The sequence below is a fragment of the Nocardia vinacea NBRC 16497 genome (genome assembly GCF_000308835.1).
Lineage (GTDB): Bacteria > Actinomycetota > Actinomycetes > Mycobacteriales > Mycobacteriaceae > Nocardia > Nocardia vinacea.
Window position 1 is genome coordinate 27,639 of sequence record NZ_BAGN01000412.1, and the last position, 17,757, is coordinate 45,395.

Genomic DNA, 17,757 nt, shown 5'->3' on the forward strand with positions numbered 1-17,757 from the left:
TCGATCCGCCTTGACCGCGCTTGTGGTTGTAGGCGGCGTCTCCCATTGCCGACAACGGCACCGAAAATGTGTCGAGACCTCATCCTCGCCCGTAACCAGACGCTCTCACCGGTAGTCCCGATTCGGCAGGCCGTACTCCGGGAAGGTGCCCACCAACTCGATCTGCAGCCCACCCCAGCCGCTCTCCCCTGATTCTTCGTCAACTATCCGTGCGACTTTCTCACGGAGCTGATGGATCTGCGGTTGCAAGTCGGGCTGTTCGATGTCGTGGATGACGTCGCCGTCGATGTGGAGCCTGCCGCGGTCCTCGCCGTGGTAGTGACCTCGGTAGCCGTTGTACAGGCCCGGGCCGAGGCAGCTCGCAGTCGCACCGATCGGCTCAATCCTGAACCGGCGCCGCGAACCGTCGGACATGACGCAATTGAACTGGACCAGGTGAACCTGGCCTGCGGAATCGTAGTGCGGCCGCCATTCGACATCGGTTGCTGCGAGCTGGCCACGACGAGGGTCGCGGATGGTCGTAGTGTTCTCATCATGACGACCACGTGCGCTCTTCGAATCCCAATGGGCAAGGTGTAGCACCACAGGCCCGTGAGGGGTGTCGAGCCAACCGGGCGCGACCAAGGCGTCACGCTCGGGTGCGCGACCGGCCCAGAACCTCAGAAGAGAACCGATCGTGTGCTCGGACAGGATCGGCGCGATGTCGACATCGGATGTATCGGGAGTTGGCATCGATCGGCACTCCTCACAGCTCCAGAAGTCAGGGGGCAAAATTCGATTTTAATGATCATTCGACAAGGGCCACTTTCGCGGTCGGCCGACGCCCCGACTCAGCTCCCTTGAATCACCTTGCAGTGGAGCACATTTGGGTGCTGGTCGGGCGGTGCAGGCGAATTGCACAACTACGACTCCAGTTCGACGAGCCTGTCAGAACGTGCCCGAGCCGCCTCCCTAACCTGCGCCTTCAGGACCTTCCCTGCCGCCGACAAGGGCAGGGCATCGACGAACTCGATACTGCGAGGCACTTTGTACGCGGCGAGCCGGGAACGGGCGAAGGCCTCGAGCTCATCTGCCGTAACCGCGGTCCCTGCTACCGGAACCACGACCGCGTGCACCGCCTCGACCCACACGGGGTGAGGCACCGCGACGACTGCGATGGCGCTGACTGCTGGATGCTGCGCCAAGACGTTCTCGACCTCGACGGAGAACACGTTCTCTCCGCCTGTGATGATGATCATGTCCTTGATCCGATCGGTGAGGTAGACGTAGCCGTCCGCGTCGAGCCGGGCGCCGTCGCCGGTGTGCATCCATCCGTCGTCATCAATCGCCTGCCGGGTCTGCTCGGGTGCGTTCCAGTAGCCCTTCATCACGCTCGCGCCGCGGACCACGAGTTCGCCGCTTTCACCGTTCGCGCATTCGGCACCGTCCAGGTCGACGACCTTCACCTCCACGAGCGGCGACGGCAGCCCGATGGAACTCAGCTTGCCCGATTTGCGCCCGCGCGAGGTGTGGTGCTCGGGCCCCAGCATGATCGTCATGGCGGTTTCGGTCATGCCATAGCCCTGTACGAACCGTGCGTTCGGGATCACTTCCATTGCCCGATCGAGCAGCGACGAGGTGATCGGTGACGTTCCGTAGACCACCTGTCGCAATGATTCGAGCTCGCCGGGGTCGAGGTTCGGCTGATCGAGGAACATCTTGATCATGGTGGGCGCGAGAAGGACATCCGTTACCGCGTGCCGCTGGATGGACCGCGCTACCTCGGCCGGGTCGAAGCCAGGAATCAGGACGTGCGTGCCGCCACCCAGCCAGTGCGCCACACTCATTTGGATCCCGCCCATGTGGAACAGCGGTGGTGCGTGTAGGAGGCGTTCGGTGGTTTCGCAACCCATGGCGCGCATACCGACACCCGCGACTACCAAGTTTTCATGGCTGAGTTCAACGGCTTTCGGCAAGCCCGTGGTTCCACCCGTGAACAGCAGGCACGCGGTGTCGTCCCCGCCGAAACCTCCGTCTTCGACGCTCGCATCCGCGCCGGAGATCAATTCCTCCCAGTCCGCGACGTCCGGGCCGGCGGCGCCATGGAATCCGATCACTCGGGAGACAGACGGCGCGTCGGCCAGAATTTCCCGCGTTCGTGGCGCGAACGTCTGATCGACAATCAGAACCGATGCCTCCACATGCCGCAGCGCGCGCACAGCTTCCTCGTTCGTCCAGCGGATGTTGAGCGGCGCCGGGATCGCTCCCATCCACCAGCACGCCATGTAGTGTTCGAGGAACGCATCGGAGTTCAGCGCGAGAGCGCTGACCCGATCCCCGGGGCGCACCCCCAGCGCCCGCAATGCGCCAGCCGCGCGAGCAATTCTGGTCACGAACTCTCGATGTGTGACCGTTCGATCACCATCGATCGTCGCGACACCGTCGGGCCGACTATAAGCGGCCCGCCGAATGCTCTGGGTCAACTGCAATCGGACGCCCATGTCAGCCGTCGGCCAACTGCATCAGGGGGACACGATCGGTATAGACCTCGTCACGAGACAGTTCACCCGCCTCATTGACATGGATGATGTCCATGCCCGAGGTGGTGACGACCACACCGGCGCCGATTCGCCGGCGTACCTCCGCCTCCCACAGACACACCTGCGCGTTGCTGCCGGCGATTCTGCGGTCCTCGGTTACACGAAACTTCATCTCCCACACTTCCAGGAACCGTCGCACGTAACGCCGTACCCGCTCCTTGCCCACCACTCGGCCGCCACTGCCCGGATCTTGGTAGATCACGTCCTCGGAATAGGTCGCCAGCACCGCCTCCAGGTCGAGCGAGTTCCAGGCGTCGATACACCGACGGGTGGCGTCGAAGATTTCTCGGTCCTCGAGCAAGCGGTCCACAACACTCTCCATCCATATTGAATCTAACCTAGATTAATATCACCACGGACGAGCCGTCAATACTCACGACCGGATCGGAGATCCGTGCCGGTACGGGCCCGCCGCAGCCCACTGAGCAGTGGAGGCAATCTCCGAGCTCGCATTCCCGTCCTTTCGACGGCGGATTCGCGGCACCCTCGACCAGTCGAGTTCGCGCAGAGCGCGTTTCAGCACCTTGCCGGCGGCGTTTCGCGGCAGCGGACGGTCACTGATCATCACGACTTCGGAACCTTGAAATCGGCCAGACTCGCCCGCGCCTGGGCGATCACACTATCGACATCGAGCGATACCCCTCACGGCACGCCGGCAGTGCTGCTACCGGTTCTCCCATGGTCGGGTTGGGAAGGCCCACAACAGCAACCTCCGCGACCCCCGCCATTGCGGCGAAGGCAATTTCGACTTCCGAGCAGTAGGCATTTTCGCCGCCGCGGTTGATCATGTCTTTCGCACGATCGACGATGTGCACTCGTACCTCGTCGTCGATGGTCGCGATGTCGCCGGTGTGAAGCCACCCCCGATGATGGTCACCTTCGTCGCTGCCGGGTTGTTCCAGTAGCCGAGCATCACGTTCGGACCGCGAGCGAGCAACTCCCCCGTCCCGGTACGGGGATTCCGGGTCACAGATCTTCAGCTCGTTCGACGGCATCGCGTACCCGACCGACTCCGCGTATTCCTCGGCCTCGTCGTCGGGCAGCAAGGTGAGCACGCCGGTGATCTCGGTGAGCCCGAAGCCATTTCCGATCGTCGTGGTCGACGGCAAGCCGATCCCGGTGCACGATGCAGTGGACAGGAGCCGCCTGACGTTGTTCTCCTTCGTCGGCGATCATTGGCAACGCCTCCTCGCACACAACCCAGTGCCCTCCCCCGGCATCACAGTCGTGCCCATCGCGGCAAGCGGAGAAGCTTCCAGCGCTCTGATCCAAGTCGGCGAGGTCGGCGCAGTCGTCGTCAGGCCCGATGGCCACGTCTTCTGGCGGACGTCGTCCCCGGCCCATGACGCGACACCAGCGCTTCTCGAAGCCATCCGGCAGAATTGGGGCAACTTCTACGGCCGTCCTGACGACGGAGTGGAATCGCATCGAACAGCACCTCGCCGAGACCAAGCATCGGAAGTCGGCTCGAGGTGATCTCTCGGAACACGGTCGGTCAATTTCACTCCGCAACCGGATGTTCGACGGTGGGTACCTCACTCACGGACGGTACGGGACGGCTGCGCTGTTCACGTGCGCAATAACGGAACCCCTACCTCGACACTTGGCCGTGGCGCGCCAACGCCACTGCCCGGTCGCTGGACCATCGGTTCGCTGAAGAAATGACGTATCCCGTCGACGCGGCAGAACCCACGCGCGACGCCGGCGCCGGATCTGGTCAACCGGGACTTCACAGCGGCTGCGCCGGATCGGTTGTGGGTGGCGGACGCGACGCGGATTACGACCGGTGAGGGTATGTTCTGGCTGGCGGTGGTCCGCGATGCATTCTGCAACGGGATCGTGAGCTGGAAATGCTCGGATCGCTGTGACACCGAGCTGGTGCTCGGGGCGCTCGGGTACGCGGTGTGGGCGCGCGCCGGGCAGCTGGTCCATAATACCGACCATGCTCGACCTACACGGCGATTCGGTTCGCAAACAGGTTGTCGGACAACGGGATCGCGCAGTCGATCGGTTTGGTCGGCGACAGCTGTGACAATGCGCTCATGGGGAACTTCTTCTCCACGCTCAAGACCGAGCTGGTCTACCGGAACTCCTGGCGCACAAGGGAAGACGCGGAGAACGCGCTGTTCTCCTACATCGAGAAATCTCACCAACGCAGGATGTCAAGCAGCAGTCGCATTTTCGGCCATAGCAAAGGCAAGCGCCGGGTCATAGGCCTGGCCGGATATCAGGCAGTGGTGCAGTTTGCTGAGCATGGCATTGAACAGTCTGCACAGTGCGGCTGTATGCCGCTCACCGCGGTCTCGGCGAGCTCGATAGAGCGCTTCCCGATCTTTGTCGTGACGGATAGCAGCGAGCGCCCAGACATATCCGGCGGTCGCGAGGCGGTCGTTCTTGGCGCGACGAGCATGCACGAAACTGGTCTTGCCTGACGCTCGGGTGACCGGGGCCGCGCCACGAAAGCTCTCACCCCTCGGGCATCGGCGAATCGATCGCGATCGTCGCCGATCTCGGCGAGGAACCGGGCGCCGAGTTGCGCTCCGACCCCGGTAAGCTGCTCACGATCCTGGAGTCGGGATGGGCCTGATAGGCGGTTTCGATGCTTGTTTCCAGTTCGGCCACCGTGGCGCAGATCGCGCCGAGCTGACGAAGCAAACCCTGTTGCAGCCCCATGACGCGTTCAACAGTCGCCGGCTGGCGCATCGTGTGTTGACGCAGCAGTTCGTGCAGGCGGTCGGCTTCCTCGGCGATTCCACATTGCCGCCCAGCCTTCTTCAGCAAAAACGACAACCTTCGTGTCGTCACCGGGGTCGGTACGGCCGCCAGGATGGTTCGGCCACGGAATCCAGCCGATGGCGTCCGCCCCGGACCGAACGCCGACAGCGCCGCTCGGTCCGGGGCGAGTCGCGATATGTCGTATGACCGCACGTTCATCGACTGCGGCGCGCAGGCCAGGCGCCGTCGAGGGCGTTCGCGGTTACCCGGGGACCGTTCAGATATCGGCATAGTGTTTCTGGATGGCCGTCCGGACGCTGGTGCGCAGCCAGCGGTGCGCGGGGTCGACGGCCTGCCTCGGATGCCACGCGGCTGAGATGACCAGTGGTGGTAGGTCGGCTGCGACATTCAGGATGTTCAGACCCATTGTGGTGGCTGCGCGGCGAGCGAATCCCAGGCCGAGGAATCCAACGGTGTCGGTGGAGAAGATCAGGAACGCCATGGCGGTGAAGCTGGACACTTCGGCCGCAATCCGGCGCGGTGTCCCGGATTCGGTGAGGGCGGCGTCCAGTGGTCCGTGGGTTCGGCCGCGTCGGGTGCCCGTGATGTGCGGGAAGTCGCACAGTCGGGTGAGTGGGACGGGCCCGGGTTCGGCGGCGAGTGGGTGGCCGGGTGCCACCACGGCCACGAACGGCTCCTGGTAGAGCTCTTCAACCATGATCTCGGGGGCGGTGATCCGCAGGACGCCGACGTCGAGGTCGACCGAGCCGTTGCGGAGTGCCTGGACACTCTCCTCGTCTTCGTCGGTGAAGCGCAGGGTGATGCCGGGCGCGGTGCGGCGGGCGGCGTCCAGCAGGTTGGGGCCGAGGACGGCGGCCCACGTGTCGCCGCAGCGGATCGTCATCGTGCGCTGGACGCGGGCCAGGTCGGCGGCTCGGCTGGCGTCGACCAGGCCGCGGACCTCGGCGAGCAGCGCCCGAACCTGCGGGGCCAGTGCTGACGCGAGCGGGGTGGGGACCATTCCCTGTCCGGCCCGGACGAGCAACGGGTCGCCGAGAGCGCGGCGGAGTCGGCCGAGCGCGCGGGAGGTGGCGGGTACGGACAGCCGCAGCCGCTCGGCGGCGCCGGTCACGGTGCCTTCGGACAGCAGGGCATCGAGGGTCACCAGCAGGTTGAGATCGAAGTCGCCCACGTCGGACAATATATTGCACGCGACGCAAGTATTGGGGTAATAACGTTGCAATTGACATCAAATCGCTGTGCGGTGGATCGTTGATGGCGTGATTGTCGATATCAACATGCATCACTTTCCCGAGGATTTGTTCGAGAACGAGAAGCTGCTGGAAGCCTTTGTCTCGTGTGTGCCCCGGCAGTACGGCGAAATTGCGTACCTGAGCACCGTTTCGGGTAGCGACCGTCGCCAGATCGTCGCGGAGAAACCGAAGGGTCATCCGAACCTGCACGCGATCGACGGCGCCTACACATTGGAGAGTGAACTGGCGGCCATGGACGAGGGCAGGGTGGACCTGGCGATTCTGCGCCTGCCGGTCTGGAACATGTGGCTGCCGATCGATGTCTGCCGGATCGTCAATGACAGCATGGCTGACACGGTGAAACGAAGCGGCGGCCGACTGCGCGCCGTCGCCTGCGTGCCGCCATGGGCCACCGAGGACTGCGTCTACGAGCTGGAACGGTGCGTTGACGAGTTGGGGATGGTGGGCGTCGAGCTGTCGAGCCACTACGGGGACCTGTACCTGGACAACGAAGCGTTCCGGCCGTACCTGAAGGTGCTCAACGACCTCAACCTGCCGGTTGTGGTCCACCACAACGAGCTGCCGGTGGACTACGGATCGATATACTCGTTCAACAACATGCGCCGGTTCTACGGCCGGTGCGTCGACCAGGCCACCGCCGTGGGCCGGGAGCTGTTCAGCGGCATCTTCGCGGAGTTCCCGAATCTGAAGTTCATTCACACCTGCTTGGGTGGCGCCTTCTACGCCTACCAGGAGGGCATGCTTCCGCGCCCGTCGGCCACCGAGGAGACCCTGGACCGCTTCGACACGGACACCGACATCTACCGGAGCTACCTGAAGAACAACCTGTTCTTCGACATTTCCTGTCCCCAGGCGTGGGGCACGAAACAACTGGAGTGCGCGATCGGCGTCTACGGTGCGGACAATGTTCTGTTCGGAGGCTCGTTCCCGGTCCGGCACGAATGGATGATCAAAGGCGTCGACTACGTGAAGAACCTCGACATCGGCGACGAGGACAAGGCACTGATTCTCGGCGAGAACGCGCGAAAATTATTCAACCTGTCCTGACACAGGTGGGTGAGTCCAACGGTATCGATTCCCCGGAGTCCCTGTTGTCGATGATCCGAACGTGATGATGAATACGATGACAGCCGGGTACGACCAGTCCACCTGGGAGAGCTTCGCAGTGGCCGAGGTGGGTGCGGCTGCCGCGCTGGCCGGTCTGCTCGTGGTCGCCTGTTCGATCAACATTCGCGAGATCCTCCAGTTGCCACCTGTGGTGTCCCGGCTGGCCGGATCGCTGAGCCTGTTCACCGGGGTGCTCATGGCCGGAACCGTCCTGTTGGTACCTGCTCAGGACCACCGCCTGGCCGGCGGCGAACTGGCCGTGGCCGGCTTGGTCGTGGCGGGTGTAGTGCTGCGCCACCACGGGGTGCACCGGGATCGGCCGGAATACCGCCGCCACGCGCTGGGCATAGCGGTGCTGACCGTCACCGCGCCGCTGCTTATCACCACGGCCGGTGTCTGCTACGCGGTCAGGGTCGGCGGCGGGCTGTATTGGCTGTTCCCCGGGATCCTGCTTGCGTTCGCGGTCGGTTTGTTCAACGCGTGGGTGGCGCTGGTGGAGATCCTCCGCTGACAACATTGGCACCCGCCGCACCGACCCGCAGCCGTCACGATTCCGAAAAAGAGAAAGGTGAACATGACCACTGTTGACGTGCCCACCCTGGACGGGTTCGCCGACGCGTATCTGACGTACCCCGACGGCAGCGGCCCACATCCTGGTGTCCTGCTCTACATGGACGCGTTCGGGGTGCGGCCACATCTGAGGGCAATGGCAGACAGGCTCGCCTCGGCCGGCTACACCGTCCTGGTGCCCAACGTGTTCTACCGGCACGGCCGGGCACCGGTGGTGAACCTGCCCGAGTTCATCGACCCCGCGCGGCGGCCCGAGATCTTCCAGCGGCTCGGGCCGATCGTGCGGTCGCTCACACCGGAACTGGTGATGCGCGACGCCGACGCGTACCTGCGCTCGCTCGCGGATTCCCCGCTGACCACGGACGGGCCGGTCGGGGTCACCGGCTACTGCATGGGTGCCGGGCTGGCGTTGCGCACCGCCGCCACCCACCCTGGCCGCGTCTGCGCCGCGGCCGGGTTCCACGGCGGGAACCTTGCCAGCACCGAGCCCGACAGCCCACACCTGCTCGCCGACCGCGTGGCCGCGGAATTGTACTTCGGTCACGCCGACCAGGACCGCGCGCTGCCACCCGAACAGGTCGACCGCCTCGAGAAGGCACTCACAGACGCGGGCGTGCGCCACCGCTGCGAGGTCTACCCCGGCGCCCACCACGGTTTCACCCAGGCCGACACCGCCGCATACCACCCAGGCGCCGCCGAACGCCACTGGGCGGCGCTGCTGGATCTCTTCGACCGCTCACTGAAATCCGACTGATATCCTCCAACAGCACACGAAACTGCGTCCCGGTTGGTAGTCCGGAAACGCGACCCGCGGTATTTCGCCAGGTCGTCGTCAACATTCTCTCCGCGGAGAGGGCCCAGTGTGCTCCCCAGTAGAACCTTTGAAAGGGAGTACTTGTGTCCGATATGCGTATTGTCATCGCCGGCGGCGGACTCGCCGGGATGACATTGGCCCACTACCTGCACCGGCATGGCCTGGACGTGACTGTGTACGAGCGTGACGCCTGTCTGGCGGCACGTGACCCGGGATACCGGCTGCACATCAACTCCACCGGCACCTCCGCCCTGCATGCCGCGCTGGAGCCGCGGTTGTGGGAGCTGTTCCTGGCGACCTCGGGCCGGCCCACCGACGACATGCTGTTGTTCGACGACCAGTTCAACCTCCGCCAGGCCCGTGACACATCGGCGATGGCCGGTATCGGGACTCCCACCGGGGACATCCCCGAACACATGGTGATGTGCCGGTCGACCCTGCGCCGTATCCTCCACATCGGACTGGAGAAGACCGTGCGGTTCGGTTCCGCGGTCGCCGGGTATCGCACCAACCCGGACTCGACGGTGACCGTGCGACTCGACAACGGTGACACCGTCGAAGCCGATGTGCTGATCGCCGCGGACGGCGTCAACTCCGCCGTGCGAACCCAGCGGCTCCCGCAGGTCAGGGTCGTGGACCTCGGTTCGCGACACATCACCGCAAAGATCCCGCTCACCGAGGACACCAGGGCCAGGCTGCCAGAGCAGCTGTTCAACACGTTCTCCCTCGCCTTCGACAGCAACCACGACGGGCTCACCTTCGGCCCGTTGGAGCGCACCGACCCCGGCTCGGCGCTGGTCAAGGAGCAAGACCAGGATTTCCAGGACGAGGCCGGCAAGAACTACGCGCTGAGCATCTTCAACTCGCTCACCGGCCGGATGCTCCCCGACGCCGAACTGTTCGCCACGGGGCCGGCACAGCTGAAGGCGTACGTGCTGGCCCGGCTTGCATCCTGGCACCCGGCCCTGGTCGAGACAGTTCGACTGTGGGACGCCGCAACCGTGCAGGCACTGACCCTGCGCAGCTGCGTACCCACCGACGCCTGGGAACCCACCAACGTGACCGTCATCGGGGACGCGATCCACGCCATGAGCTCGGCCCTCGGCATCGGCGCCAACACCGCGCTGCGCGACGCACACGTCCTCGGCGATGAGCTCCTCGCCGTCAGCCAGGGGAAGAAAACCCTCCTGGACGGCATCGGCGAGTACGAGGAAGCCATGCGCGACTACGGTTTCACCGCCGTCCGCAAGTCCGCCGCCGTGGGCACACAGGTGATCGGACACCGCCCCCTACCCGAATAACCGGCCACAGTGGACGCGAAGCCCACCACCGCCGGTGGGCTTCGCACTGGGCTCCATGCTGGCCATGCCGGGCGACTGGCCGATGCTCCCCACCACCGCCAACAGCCACGCCGCCGTCATGTACCACCAGGCGCGAACGGTGAGCTCCGGGCTAGCGGTGGGCAAAAGTTCTGCGCGACAACGGGGTAGGCGAAGACCGGCGCCGGAGTCTCGCCGCTCAGCTGGCCTGGGAGCTCGACATCGATGATGCCGCCGCTAATTGGCTCGCACACGAGGGCCCGATCAGCCGCCCGAGCGGCTACGCCGCCTCAGCGGGGGACGCGACACGCCGATGTTCTGCGACGGATTCGTAGACGGTTTGCTAACCGTTGTCCAGGTACGCGGCATCAAGCTCGGCCTGGTCGCCGGGGGACCGAGGATTCTCCCGATTTCCCCCAAATCGATCTCAGCGGATGACGCGTTCCTCATCGGCGAGCGCCACTGGCGTCCGATCCCATTTGCGCTAATGATGCAGGTAGACAACAATTTTAGCCACTCGGCTATCAAGTGGCCGGGCGCAGCAGCCATGCGCGCAGGGCCTCGGTGACCTCGTCGGGGCGTTCTTCCATAATGAAGTGGTTGCCGCCGTCGATGCGGACCAGCGTGGCGTAGGGGATTGCTTCGGCAAGTTCTCGGGCGGTGCGGAACGGGATGGCCGGGTCGCGGTCGCCCCAGATGACGGTCGTCGGGCAGCTGATCGCCCCCAGTCCGGCAGCCAGTTCCGGACGGATCCGGACGCGATAGCCGGACCAGAAGTGGGCGTTCCAGCGGCGACCGTCCGCGGTGTCCAGAACAGCGAGATACCGGTGCAGCTGTTCGCTGTCGAATGATCCATTGCGCACGTACGGTGCGAGACCGATGCGATGCACCCATTTGATGGCCCGTGCGGTGACGAGCGGCCGCAGCAGTGCGGTCCGCGCCAGCACAGTCAGCAAGCCGAACAGCACGTAGTACGGCGGCGTGAAAATGCCCTGCGCCCGCGAATTCAGAATCGCGAAACGGCGCACCCGTTCCGGATGACGCTGCAGAAAGCCCAATCCGAGGAACCCGCCGTAGTCGTGACAGGCCAGATCGACGCGGTCCAGGCCGAGCGCGTCCAGCATGCGCCCGATCCGCTCGACTTCGCTGTCGTAGTCACAACTCAGCGCAGTATCCCGATCGGAAGCACCCCACCCGAGCCAGTCCGGTGCGATGACCCGCCGCGATAACGCGAGCGGCCCGATCTGGTGCCGCCATGCGGCATGGCTCTCCGGCCAGCCGTGCAAGAGCACCAGCGGATCACCCTGTCCGACATCGACATAACGCAGCCGCCCGCCGTCGACCGTCACCTCCCGCAGCTCGAAGGTCGATTCCGCCCGCCCATCCAGTTTCATCCCTGATCTCCCGTCTGTCCTGCGACTTTCTGTATCGTCGCGGATATGGCGCGGTCGGCACTTCCAGAAACGTGCGCTCCCGAAACGGCGGTCTCCGCCCGGCTCTGGCTGCGGCTCGGACACGCGATCTACATCGGGCCCGGGATGGCCCTGGGCGCGCACTCCACTGCGATCGCCGGTCTCGGGGTCGGACTCGACGCCCCGTTCCGGGTCCGGGTCGCGGATGCTCCGGACATCACCGCCCGCAGTTTCCTGTTCCGGGCCCGCGTCACGCACCACATCCTGGACACCGACGTGCCCAAGCTCTTCTGCTTCTTCGACCCGACCTCGGAAAATATGGCCCGCTGCCTCGGCGGTATGCGCCGCACCGTCAGCGGATACAGCGCCGACCATCGGAACGAGGCCGAACTGATCGAGCTGTGCGCCGATCCGGCACCGGATATCGACCGTCTGCTCGAGCTGGCCAGCATCCCGGTCCCGACCATCCGCGATCCCCGCATCGCCGCCGTCGCCGCGGCCATCCGCGCCGACCCCACCCAGCAGCAGCGCGCAGCCGAAAAGGCAAGTGCTGCAGGACTATCCACCTCTTACTTCCTGCGCACCTTCGCCGAACAGACCGGCACCAGTTTCCGCCGTTACGTGCAGTGGGCGCGGATGCTGCGCGCCGGCCGGGCCTATGCCGCAGGCCACGACCTCACCCGCGCCGCCGTCGACGCCGGCTTCGCCTCCCCTTCGCATTTCAGCGATACCTTCCGCGCCATGTTCGGCCTCACCCCCACCGCCTTCCTCACCATCAATGGCGAGCTCCACATCGACTGACCTATACGTCGAAGTAGAGATCGAATTCGTAGGGGTGCGGGCGGACATTGATTTCGGAGATCTCGGTATCGCGCTTGATGCGGATCCAGGTTTCGAGCAAGTCGTCGGTGAAGACATTGCCTTCGGTCAGGTAATCGTTATCGGCTTCCAGTCGGTCGATCACGCTTTCGAGGCTGGGTGGGGTTTGGGTGACCTCGGCGGATTCCTCCGGGGTGAGCTCGTAGAGGTCCTTGTCGATCGGGACGGGGGGTTCGATCTTGCGGCGGATGCCGTCCAGACCGGCCATCATCATGGCGGCGAAGGCCAGGTACGGATTACCCGAGGAGTCGGGGCAGCGGAATTCCAGACGCTTGGCCTTCGGATTCGCGCCGGTGACCGGAATGCGCACGGCCGCTGAGCGATTGCGCTGACTGTAGACCAGATTCACCGGTGCCTCGAACCCGGGCACCAGGCGCTTGTACGAGTTCACGGTCGGATTGGTGAATGCCAGCAACGATGACGCGTGCAGTAAGAGTCCGCCGATATAGTGCCGGGCCAGATCGGACAGGCCCGCATATCCGGCTTCGTCGTAGAACAGTGGTGTGCCGTTCAACCACAGGGATTGGTGCACGTGCATACCGGAACCGTTATCGCCGAACAGCGGTTTGGGCATGAAGGTGACGGTCTTGCCCTCGGCCCATGCGGTGTTCTTGATGATGTACTTGTACAGCTGCAGGTCATCGGCGGCGGCCAGCAGCGTATTGAATTTGTAGTTGATCTCGGCCTGGCCCGCCGTGCCGACCTCGTGGTGCCCCTTCTCCAATTCGAAGCCGGCGTTCTGCAGATTCGTGCACATCCGATCGCGCACATCGACATCGGCGTCGTACGGCGCCACCGGGAAATAGCCACCCTTCGCACGCACCTTGTATCCGCGGTTGATCGTGCCGTCCGGATTGTATTCGACACCGGTGTTCCAGTCGGCGGAGGACGAATCCACCTCGTAGAAGGCGCCGTTCATCTTGGTGTCGTAGCGCACGGCGTCGAAGATGTAGAACTCCGCCTCCGGTCCGAAGTAGGCGGTGTCGGCGATGCCGGTGCGCTTCAGATACTCCTCGGCCTTGCGCGCGACATTGCGCGGATCGCGGCTATAGGCCTCGTGCGTATGCGGATCGTGCACGAAGCAGTTCAAATTCAGGGTCTTCGCGGCACGGAAGGGGTCCAATTGCGCGGTGCGCAGATCCGGGAGCAGCAACATATCCGATTCGTGGATCGACTGGAATCCGCGCACCGACGAGCCGTCGAAGGCGATCCCGTTGTCGACCAGATCCGCGCCGAATGCGACGGCCGGTATCGAAAAATGTTGCTGCACACCGGGAACGTCGCAGAATCGAATATCGACGTATTCGACTTCCGCGGCGCAGATGTATTCCAGAATTCCGTCGGTGGTGGCAGTCAAGGCTGCTCGCTCGTCGAACACGGCTTGCTCCTCGCTTTCGCGGCGCAGGTCTATCCGCGGATGGCGAGGCGACCGTCCCTGACGACCGGCCCCGTCCATCGGGGTCACGGCCTGCTCGCCGAATCTCACGATACGACTTCGACATCAACAGCGGACCCGAATACGGGCGAGAAAACGGACCCCTCCGGCGTGTCCGAACCCACCCGGGCAGTCGCACACTCCGACCGGTTCCATCGAACGTTCCACCGTTCCTAGTGAGATCGCCTCGGGTCAGTCCGGCGGGACTCTCGACCCGGATTCGATCCTCGATTTCGGTGGCGGCCGCCTGGGCGGCATGGGCCGAAACTGCCTGTCCCCCAATGCTGCAGCCACCCTCGCCGCTCCATATTCCGGTCACCTCCTTGTCGCCGGGTTGCACTCGAGCGGCGCTATTCGAAAGGATGTCATGTCGATTTGTCATAGCTGACGTGATCCAGCACGTCAGCCCGTGGCGTTATCGACCTGTCGACCCGCGATCTTTGGTCATGTGCACAAGGTGAGGCCTTGCAGTCTGCTCGTTTGTCGCTAGCGCCACGGTTCGTCGATGCGTTGTGCTGGTAGCTGACGACGAGGTCGCCTGCGCCGCGGTGTGACCTCGACACCACTGAGCAGAAGGTTGGGTCTTGGTTTCATCGACAGTCCCGGCGGGCCCAGCCCGTCCGGACACGCTGTGTGCGGCTTTTCAAGCGAACGCCGCGAAGTATCCGGACGTGGTCGCGCTGCGCACAATGGGCGGCGCGGTGGCGATCACCTGGCGTGAGTACGCCGACCGGGTGCGCGCCATCGCGACCGGCCTGGCCGCCCTAGGTCTGCGCCCCGGCGACACGGTGGCGTTGATGATGACCAACCGACCCGAATTCCACCTCTGCGATACGGCCGTGCTGCACGCGGGCGGCACCCCGTTCTCGGTCTACAACACCAACCCCGTCGATCTGCTCGCCTACCAGTTCGGCAATGCGGGCAACAAGATCGTCATCTGCGAGCGCCAGTTTGCGCCACAGATCCTCGAGGCCATGAAAAAGGCAGCGACCCAAGGCAATCACGTCGAGCACGTTATCTGCGTCGATGAAGCACCGGCGGGCACGATCGCGCTGTCGACAGTGGAAGCGGCCGAAGCGGAAGGCTTCGATTTCGAAACCACCTGGCGCAGTGTGGAATCCGAGGACCTGCTGACCATCGTCTACACCTCCGGTACCACCGGACCGCCGAAGGGCGTCGAACTCACCCACACCAACTTCATCGAAAACGCCCGCGTCATCGAGACATTCGGCGGTGGCAGCGGCCACGATCGAGTGATTTCGTACCTGCCGGACGCACATGCCGCCAACCGCTGGTTCGCGCACTATCTCACCATGTTGGAGGGTGGTGAGATCACCACCGTCGCGGATCTGAAGAAGGTCGCCGAGGCGCTGGCCGAAGTACATCCGACCGTCTTCCTCGGTGTTCCCCGGATCTGGGTGAAGGTGAAGGGCGCGATGGAGGAGCGCTTCGCCACCGAACCGAATCCGATCAAGCGCGCCCTGGTCCGATCGGCGGTGCGCACCGGCCGCGCCCGCGCCCGAGCCGGCTCCGACGGCCGCGCGTTCGGCCCGCTGGACAAACTCCGGTACGCCCTGGCCGATCGTCTGGTGCTCGCATCGATTCGCACCCGGCTCGGCCTGGATCAGGTGCGCGCCGCGGTCACCGGTTCGGTGGCCATCCCGCCCGAGGTGCACGAATTCTTCCTCGGGCTCGGTCTGCCGTTGTGCGAGGGATACGGGATGACCGAATGCACTGCGGGCGCGACGCTCAACGGTCCGGCGCGCGTCAAAATCGGTACCGTCGGCACACCACTACCCGGGGCGGAGGTGAAGCTCGGCCACGACGGCGAAGTACTGATCCGCGGCAAGATGGTCATGCGCGGCTACCGCAACGATCCGGAGAAAACCGCGGAGACCATCGATGCCGACGGCTGGCTGCACACCGGCGATATCGGGTCGATCGATGCCGACGGCTACCTTGCGATCGTCGACCGCAAGAAGGAACTCATCATCAATGCGGCCGGGAAGAATATGTCCCCGGCCAATATCGAGAACACGATCACCGAGAACTGCCCGCTCGCGGGCGCCGTCGTGGTGATCGGTGAGCAGCGGCCCTACAACACCGCGCTGATCTGCCTCGACCCCGACTTGGCGCTGGCTTTCGCCCAGCGCAACCGGCTCACCGCGACCACCGTCACCGAATTGGCGAAGAATCCGGAGGTCTTGGCCGCAATCGAGCAAGGTGTGGCCGCCGCCAATGGCAAACTCTCCCGGGTGGAGCAGATCAAGAAGTACATCGTGCTACCCGAGGTGTGGGAGCCCGGAAGCGATGTTCTGACGGCGACCGGCAAACTCAAGCGCGCCCCGATCGCCGCCCGCTACACCGACACGATCGAGAGCTTGTACTCGTAGTGCGGGACGGAGAAGTTCAATGACGCCAACGCGGACCCGGGTCGTCGACGATCTGCACCGAAGAGCCGCATCGCTGGTCGACGGGTTCTACGGGAGCCTGCCACCGTATCCGCGGATACCGCAGTCACTGGTCGAGACCGATTTCGCGCGCGGCACGAAACTCAATGTCGACCTGTTCTTCGAATATCTGCGTCGCGGCACCGAACCCTCCGAGGGCGACACCAGGGAGCTCGTCGAGCTGGCCATGGACCGGCTCCGCGACGGCACGCCGCTAACCGAGGTGCTGGACCGATATCGGCTCGGCTCGGCCTTCATCTGGGACCGGCTGCGCGAAGCGGCCACCCCCGCCGAGCAGGAACTGCTGCTCGACGCCTCACTGGTGCTGCTGAAGTACATCACGCTCGTCATGACGCGCATCGCGGGCGCGGCCACCCAGCGCTCACACGATCCGCGCTGGGAACTGTTGGAGCGTCGCCGAGGTATCGCCGACGCCCTACTCACCGGGCGCGATCCGGTGGAGTGGGCCAATGATCCGGTCATTCCGGTCGCGGACGACTTCCTCGTCGCGGTATTCCGCCTCTGCGGCACCCGCGGCGGGCACGCTTCGGCGCTGCGGCACCGGGTCGAGGCGATTCCCGGCGTCTTCCTGCGGCTGGACGCGGGCGGGTGGACCGCATTGATCCCGCTGCAACCCGGCGATGACGGTACGGCCGCGATCACCGGTCTCACTGCGCGACTACCGGCACATCAGCCCGATCAAGCGCCGCGCTACTGGGTCGGTGTCGGTGCGGCGGCGAGCAGGGCGGAGATCCCGACGATCTTTGCCGAGGCGCGGGTGCTGGCCGAACTGGGGCGGTGCCTGACACGTCGCGAAATACTCTGCCGTAGAACGGATTTACAGTTCGAATACACGGTGGCGGTCAGTGATGCGGCACGGCCCGGGCTGGCGTCGGTGCTTGCGCCACTCGACACCCAGCCGATGCTGGCGGAAACACTCGAAGTATTCGTCGACAGCGGTTTCAACCAGTTGGCGACGGCGCGTCAGCTCAGCGTGCACCGGAATACGGTCACCTACCGCCTGTCCCGCGTACATGAACTCACCGGCCTCGACCCGCATCGCCCCGCCGACGCCATGACCCTTTCCGCGGCCCGACTGGCCCGCCGCCTCGAATCCGCTGCCTTCGCCCCCTGAGTTTGGGCACTCTGACAAACACCGCCCGCCGCAGCTTGCGGATTGCCGGTAGTGCCGCCCTGTCGTTA

The 17,757-nt window shown here is 64.7% G+C and carries 17 protein-coding genes and 1 pseudogene; 10 read left to right on the forward strand and 8 right to left on the reverse strand.

Features of this window, described 5'->3' with window-relative positions; genetic code table 11:
- Positions 1-105: 105 nt before the first annotated feature.
- The 4 genes from ON44_RS40105 to ON44_RS40120 all read right to left on the reverse strand — a co-directional run bounded on the left by ON44_RS40105 (position 106) and on the right by ON44_RS40120 (position 3,688).
- The gene (locus ON44_RS40105) at positions 106-624 is read right to left on the reverse strand and encodes a hypothetical protein (protein WP_157187555.1); all 519 of its coding nucleotides are present in this window, start codon (positions 622-624) and stop codon (positions 106-108) included.
- A gap of 278 nt (positions 625-902) precedes the next feature.
- The gene (locus ON44_RS40110) at positions 903-2,480 is read right to left on the reverse strand and encodes a class I adenylate-forming enzyme family protein (protein WP_051183082.1); all 1,578 of its coding nucleotides are present in this window, start codon (positions 2,478-2,480) and stop codon (positions 903-905) included.
- A gap of 1 nt (position 2,481) precedes the next feature.
- Positions 2,482-2,901, reverse strand: a complete 420-nt coding sequence (locus ON44_RS40115; RefSeq protein WP_040700068.1) for a nuclear transport factor 2 family protein — start codon at positions 2,899-2,901, stop codon at positions 2,482-2,484.
- A 292-nt stretch (positions 2,902-3,193) separates the two neighbouring features.
- Positions 3,194-3,688 carry a class I adenylate-forming enzyme family protein gene (locus tag ON44_RS40120; RefSeq protein ID WP_051183086.1) on the reverse strand — a complete coding sequence of 165 codons (495 nt, stop codon included), beginning with the start codon at positions 3,686-3,688 and terminating at the stop codon, positions 3,194-3,196.
- Between the two features lie 22 nt (positions 3,689-3,710).
- On the opposite strand from ON44_RS40120, the gene ON44_RS54295 reads away from it, so the two are divergent.
- The 3 genes and pseudogenes from ON44_RS54295 to ON44_RS53160 all read left to right on the forward strand — a co-directional run bounded on the left by ON44_RS54295 (position 3,711) and on the right by ON44_RS53160 (position 5,011).
- Positions 3,711-4,055: an aromatic-ring hydroxylase C-terminal domain-containing protein gene (locus ON44_RS54295; RefSeq protein ID WP_373283290.1), complete on the forward strand. Its 345-nt coding sequence runs from the start codon at positions 3,711-3,713 to the stop codon at positions 4,053-4,055.
- Between the two features lie 237 nt (positions 4,056-4,292).
- Positions 4,293-4,520: pseudogene (locus ON44_RS54300) on the forward strand (DDE-type integrase/transposase/recombinase); the annotation flags it as partial.
- 101 nt (positions 4,521-4,621) lie between these two features.
- Entirely contained in the window at positions 4,622-5,011 is a 390-nt protein-coding gene (locus ON44_RS53160) for an IS3 family transposase (protein ID WP_157187556.1), read from the forward strand.
- Positions 5,012-5,045: 34 nt separating this feature from the next.
- On the opposite strand, the gene ON44_RS47505 is transcribed toward ON44_RS53160, so the two are convergent.
- Entirely contained in the window at positions 5,046-5,360 is a 315-nt protein-coding gene (locus tag ON44_RS47505; protein WP_157187557.1) for a hypothetical protein, read from the reverse strand.
- A 211-nt stretch (positions 5,361-5,571) separates the two neighbouring features.
- On the reverse strand, positions 5,572-6,486 hold the full coding sequence (locus ON44_RS40140) for a LysR substrate-binding domain-containing protein (RefSeq protein WP_218007754.1): 915 nt from the start codon (positions 6,484-6,486) through the stop codon (positions 5,572-5,574).
- 88 nt (positions 6,487-6,574) lie between these two features.
- Here ON44_RS40140 and ON44_RS40145 point away from each other — a divergent pair, with 88 nt between their 5' ends.
- The 4 genes from ON44_RS40145 (at position 6,575) to ON44_RS40160 (ending at position 10,360) form a co-directional block, all read left to right on the forward strand.
- Positions 6,575-7,615, forward strand: a complete 1,041-nt coding sequence (locus tag ON44_RS40145) for an amidohydrolase family protein (RefSeq protein WP_218007755.1) — start codon at positions 6,575-6,577, stop codon at positions 7,613-7,615.
- Between the two features lie 76 nt (positions 7,616-7,691).
- Positions 7,692-8,186, forward strand: a complete 495-nt coding sequence (locus ON44_RS40150; RefSeq protein ID WP_063721713.1) for a hypothetical protein — start codon at positions 7,692-7,694, stop codon at positions 8,184-8,186.
- A 63-nt stretch (positions 8,187-8,249) separates the two neighbouring features.
- Entirely contained in the window at positions 8,250-8,999 is a 750-nt protein-coding gene (locus ON44_RS40155; RefSeq protein WP_040700072.1) for a dienelactone hydrolase family protein, read from the forward strand.
- Between the two features lie 152 nt (positions 9,000-9,151).
- A complete protein-coding gene (locus ON44_RS40160) occupies positions 9,152-10,360 on the forward strand; it encodes an FAD-dependent oxidoreductase (RefSeq protein WP_083898459.1) in 1,209 nt (402 codons plus the stop codon).
- Positions 10,361-10,902: 542 nt separating this feature from the next.
- On the opposite strand, the gene ON44_RS40170 is transcribed toward ON44_RS40160, so the two are convergent.
- Positions 10,903-11,772 carry an alpha/beta fold hydrolase gene (locus ON44_RS40170; protein ID WP_040700075.1) on the reverse strand — a complete coding sequence of 290 codons (870 nt, stop codon included), beginning with the start codon at positions 11,770-11,772 and terminating at the stop codon, positions 10,903-10,905.
- Positions 11,773-11,817: 45 nt separating this feature from the next.
- Here ON44_RS40170 and ON44_RS40175 point away from each other — a divergent pair, with 45 nt between their 5' ends.
- Entirely contained in the window at positions 11,818-12,591 is a 774-nt protein-coding gene (locus tag ON44_RS40175) for a helix-turn-helix domain-containing protein (RefSeq protein WP_040700076.1), read from the forward strand.
- 1 nt (position 12,592) lies between these two features.
- On the opposite strand, the gene glnA is transcribed toward ON44_RS40175, so the two are convergent.
- Complete coding sequence (glnA, locus tag ON44_RS40180; RefSeq protein WP_083898460.1) at positions 12,593-14,125, reverse strand: type I glutamate--ammonia ligase; 1,533 nt, start codon at positions 14,123-14,125, stop codon at positions 12,593-12,595.
- A 563-nt stretch (positions 14,126-14,688) separates the two neighbouring features.
- On the opposite strand from glnA, the gene ON44_RS40185 reads away from it, so the two are divergent.
- Together ON44_RS40185 and ON44_RS40190 are read left to right on the forward strand one after the other, a co-directional pair.
- A complete protein-coding gene (locus ON44_RS40185) occupies positions 14,689-16,497 on the forward strand; it encodes an AMP-dependent synthetase/ligase (protein WP_051183091.1) in 1,809 nt (602 codons plus the stop codon).
- Between the two features lie 19 nt (positions 16,498-16,516).
- On the forward strand, positions 16,517-17,689 hold the full coding sequence (locus ON44_RS40190) for a PucR family transcriptional regulator (protein WP_040700077.1): 1,173 nt from the start codon (positions 16,517-16,519) through the stop codon (positions 17,687-17,689).
- Positions 17,690-17,757: the final 68 nt, after the last annotated feature.

Excerpts from the sequence above, each read along its gene's own strand:
- ON44_RS40160 (WP_083898459.1), top strand. The coding sequence starts at position 9,152 with ATGCGTATTGTCATCGCCGGCGGCGGACTCGCCGGGATGACATTGGCC.
- ON44_RS40175 (WP_040700076.1), top strand. The coding sequence starts at position 11,818 with ATGGCGCGGTCGGCACTTCCAGAAACGTGCGCTCCCGAAACGGCGGTC.
- ON44_RS40150 (WP_063721713.1), top strand. The coding sequence starts at position 7,692 with ATGACAGCCGGGTACGACCAGTCCACCTGGGAGAGCTTCGCAGTGGCC.
- ON44_RS40190 (WP_040700077.1), top strand. The coding sequence starts at position 16,517 with ATGACGCCAACGCGGACCCGGGTCGTCGACGATCTGCACCGAAGAGCC.
- ON44_RS40115 (WP_040700068.1), bottom strand. The coding sequence starts at position 2,901 with ATGGAGAGTGTTGTGGACCGCTTGCTCGAGGACCGAGAAATCTTCGAC.
- ON44_RS40155 (WP_040700072.1), top strand. The coding sequence starts at position 8,250 with ATGACCACTGTTGACGTGCCCACCCTGGACGGGTTCGCCGACGCGTAT.
- ON44_RS53160 (WP_157187556.1), top strand. The coding sequence starts at position 4,622 with ATGGGGAACTTCTTCTCCACGCTCAAGACCGAGCTGGTCTACCGGAAC.
- ON44_RS40110 (WP_051183082.1), bottom strand. The coding sequence starts at position 2,480 with ATGGGCGTCCGATTGCAGTTGACCCAGAGCATTCGGCGGGCCGCTTAT.
- glnA (WP_083898460.1), bottom strand. The coding sequence starts at position 14,125 with ATGGACGGGGCCGGTCGTCAGGGACGGTCGCCTCGCCATCCGCGGATA.
- ON44_RS40170 (WP_040700075.1), bottom strand. The coding sequence starts at position 11,772 with ATGAAACTGGATGGGCGGGCGGAATCGACCTTCGAGCTGCGGGAGGTG.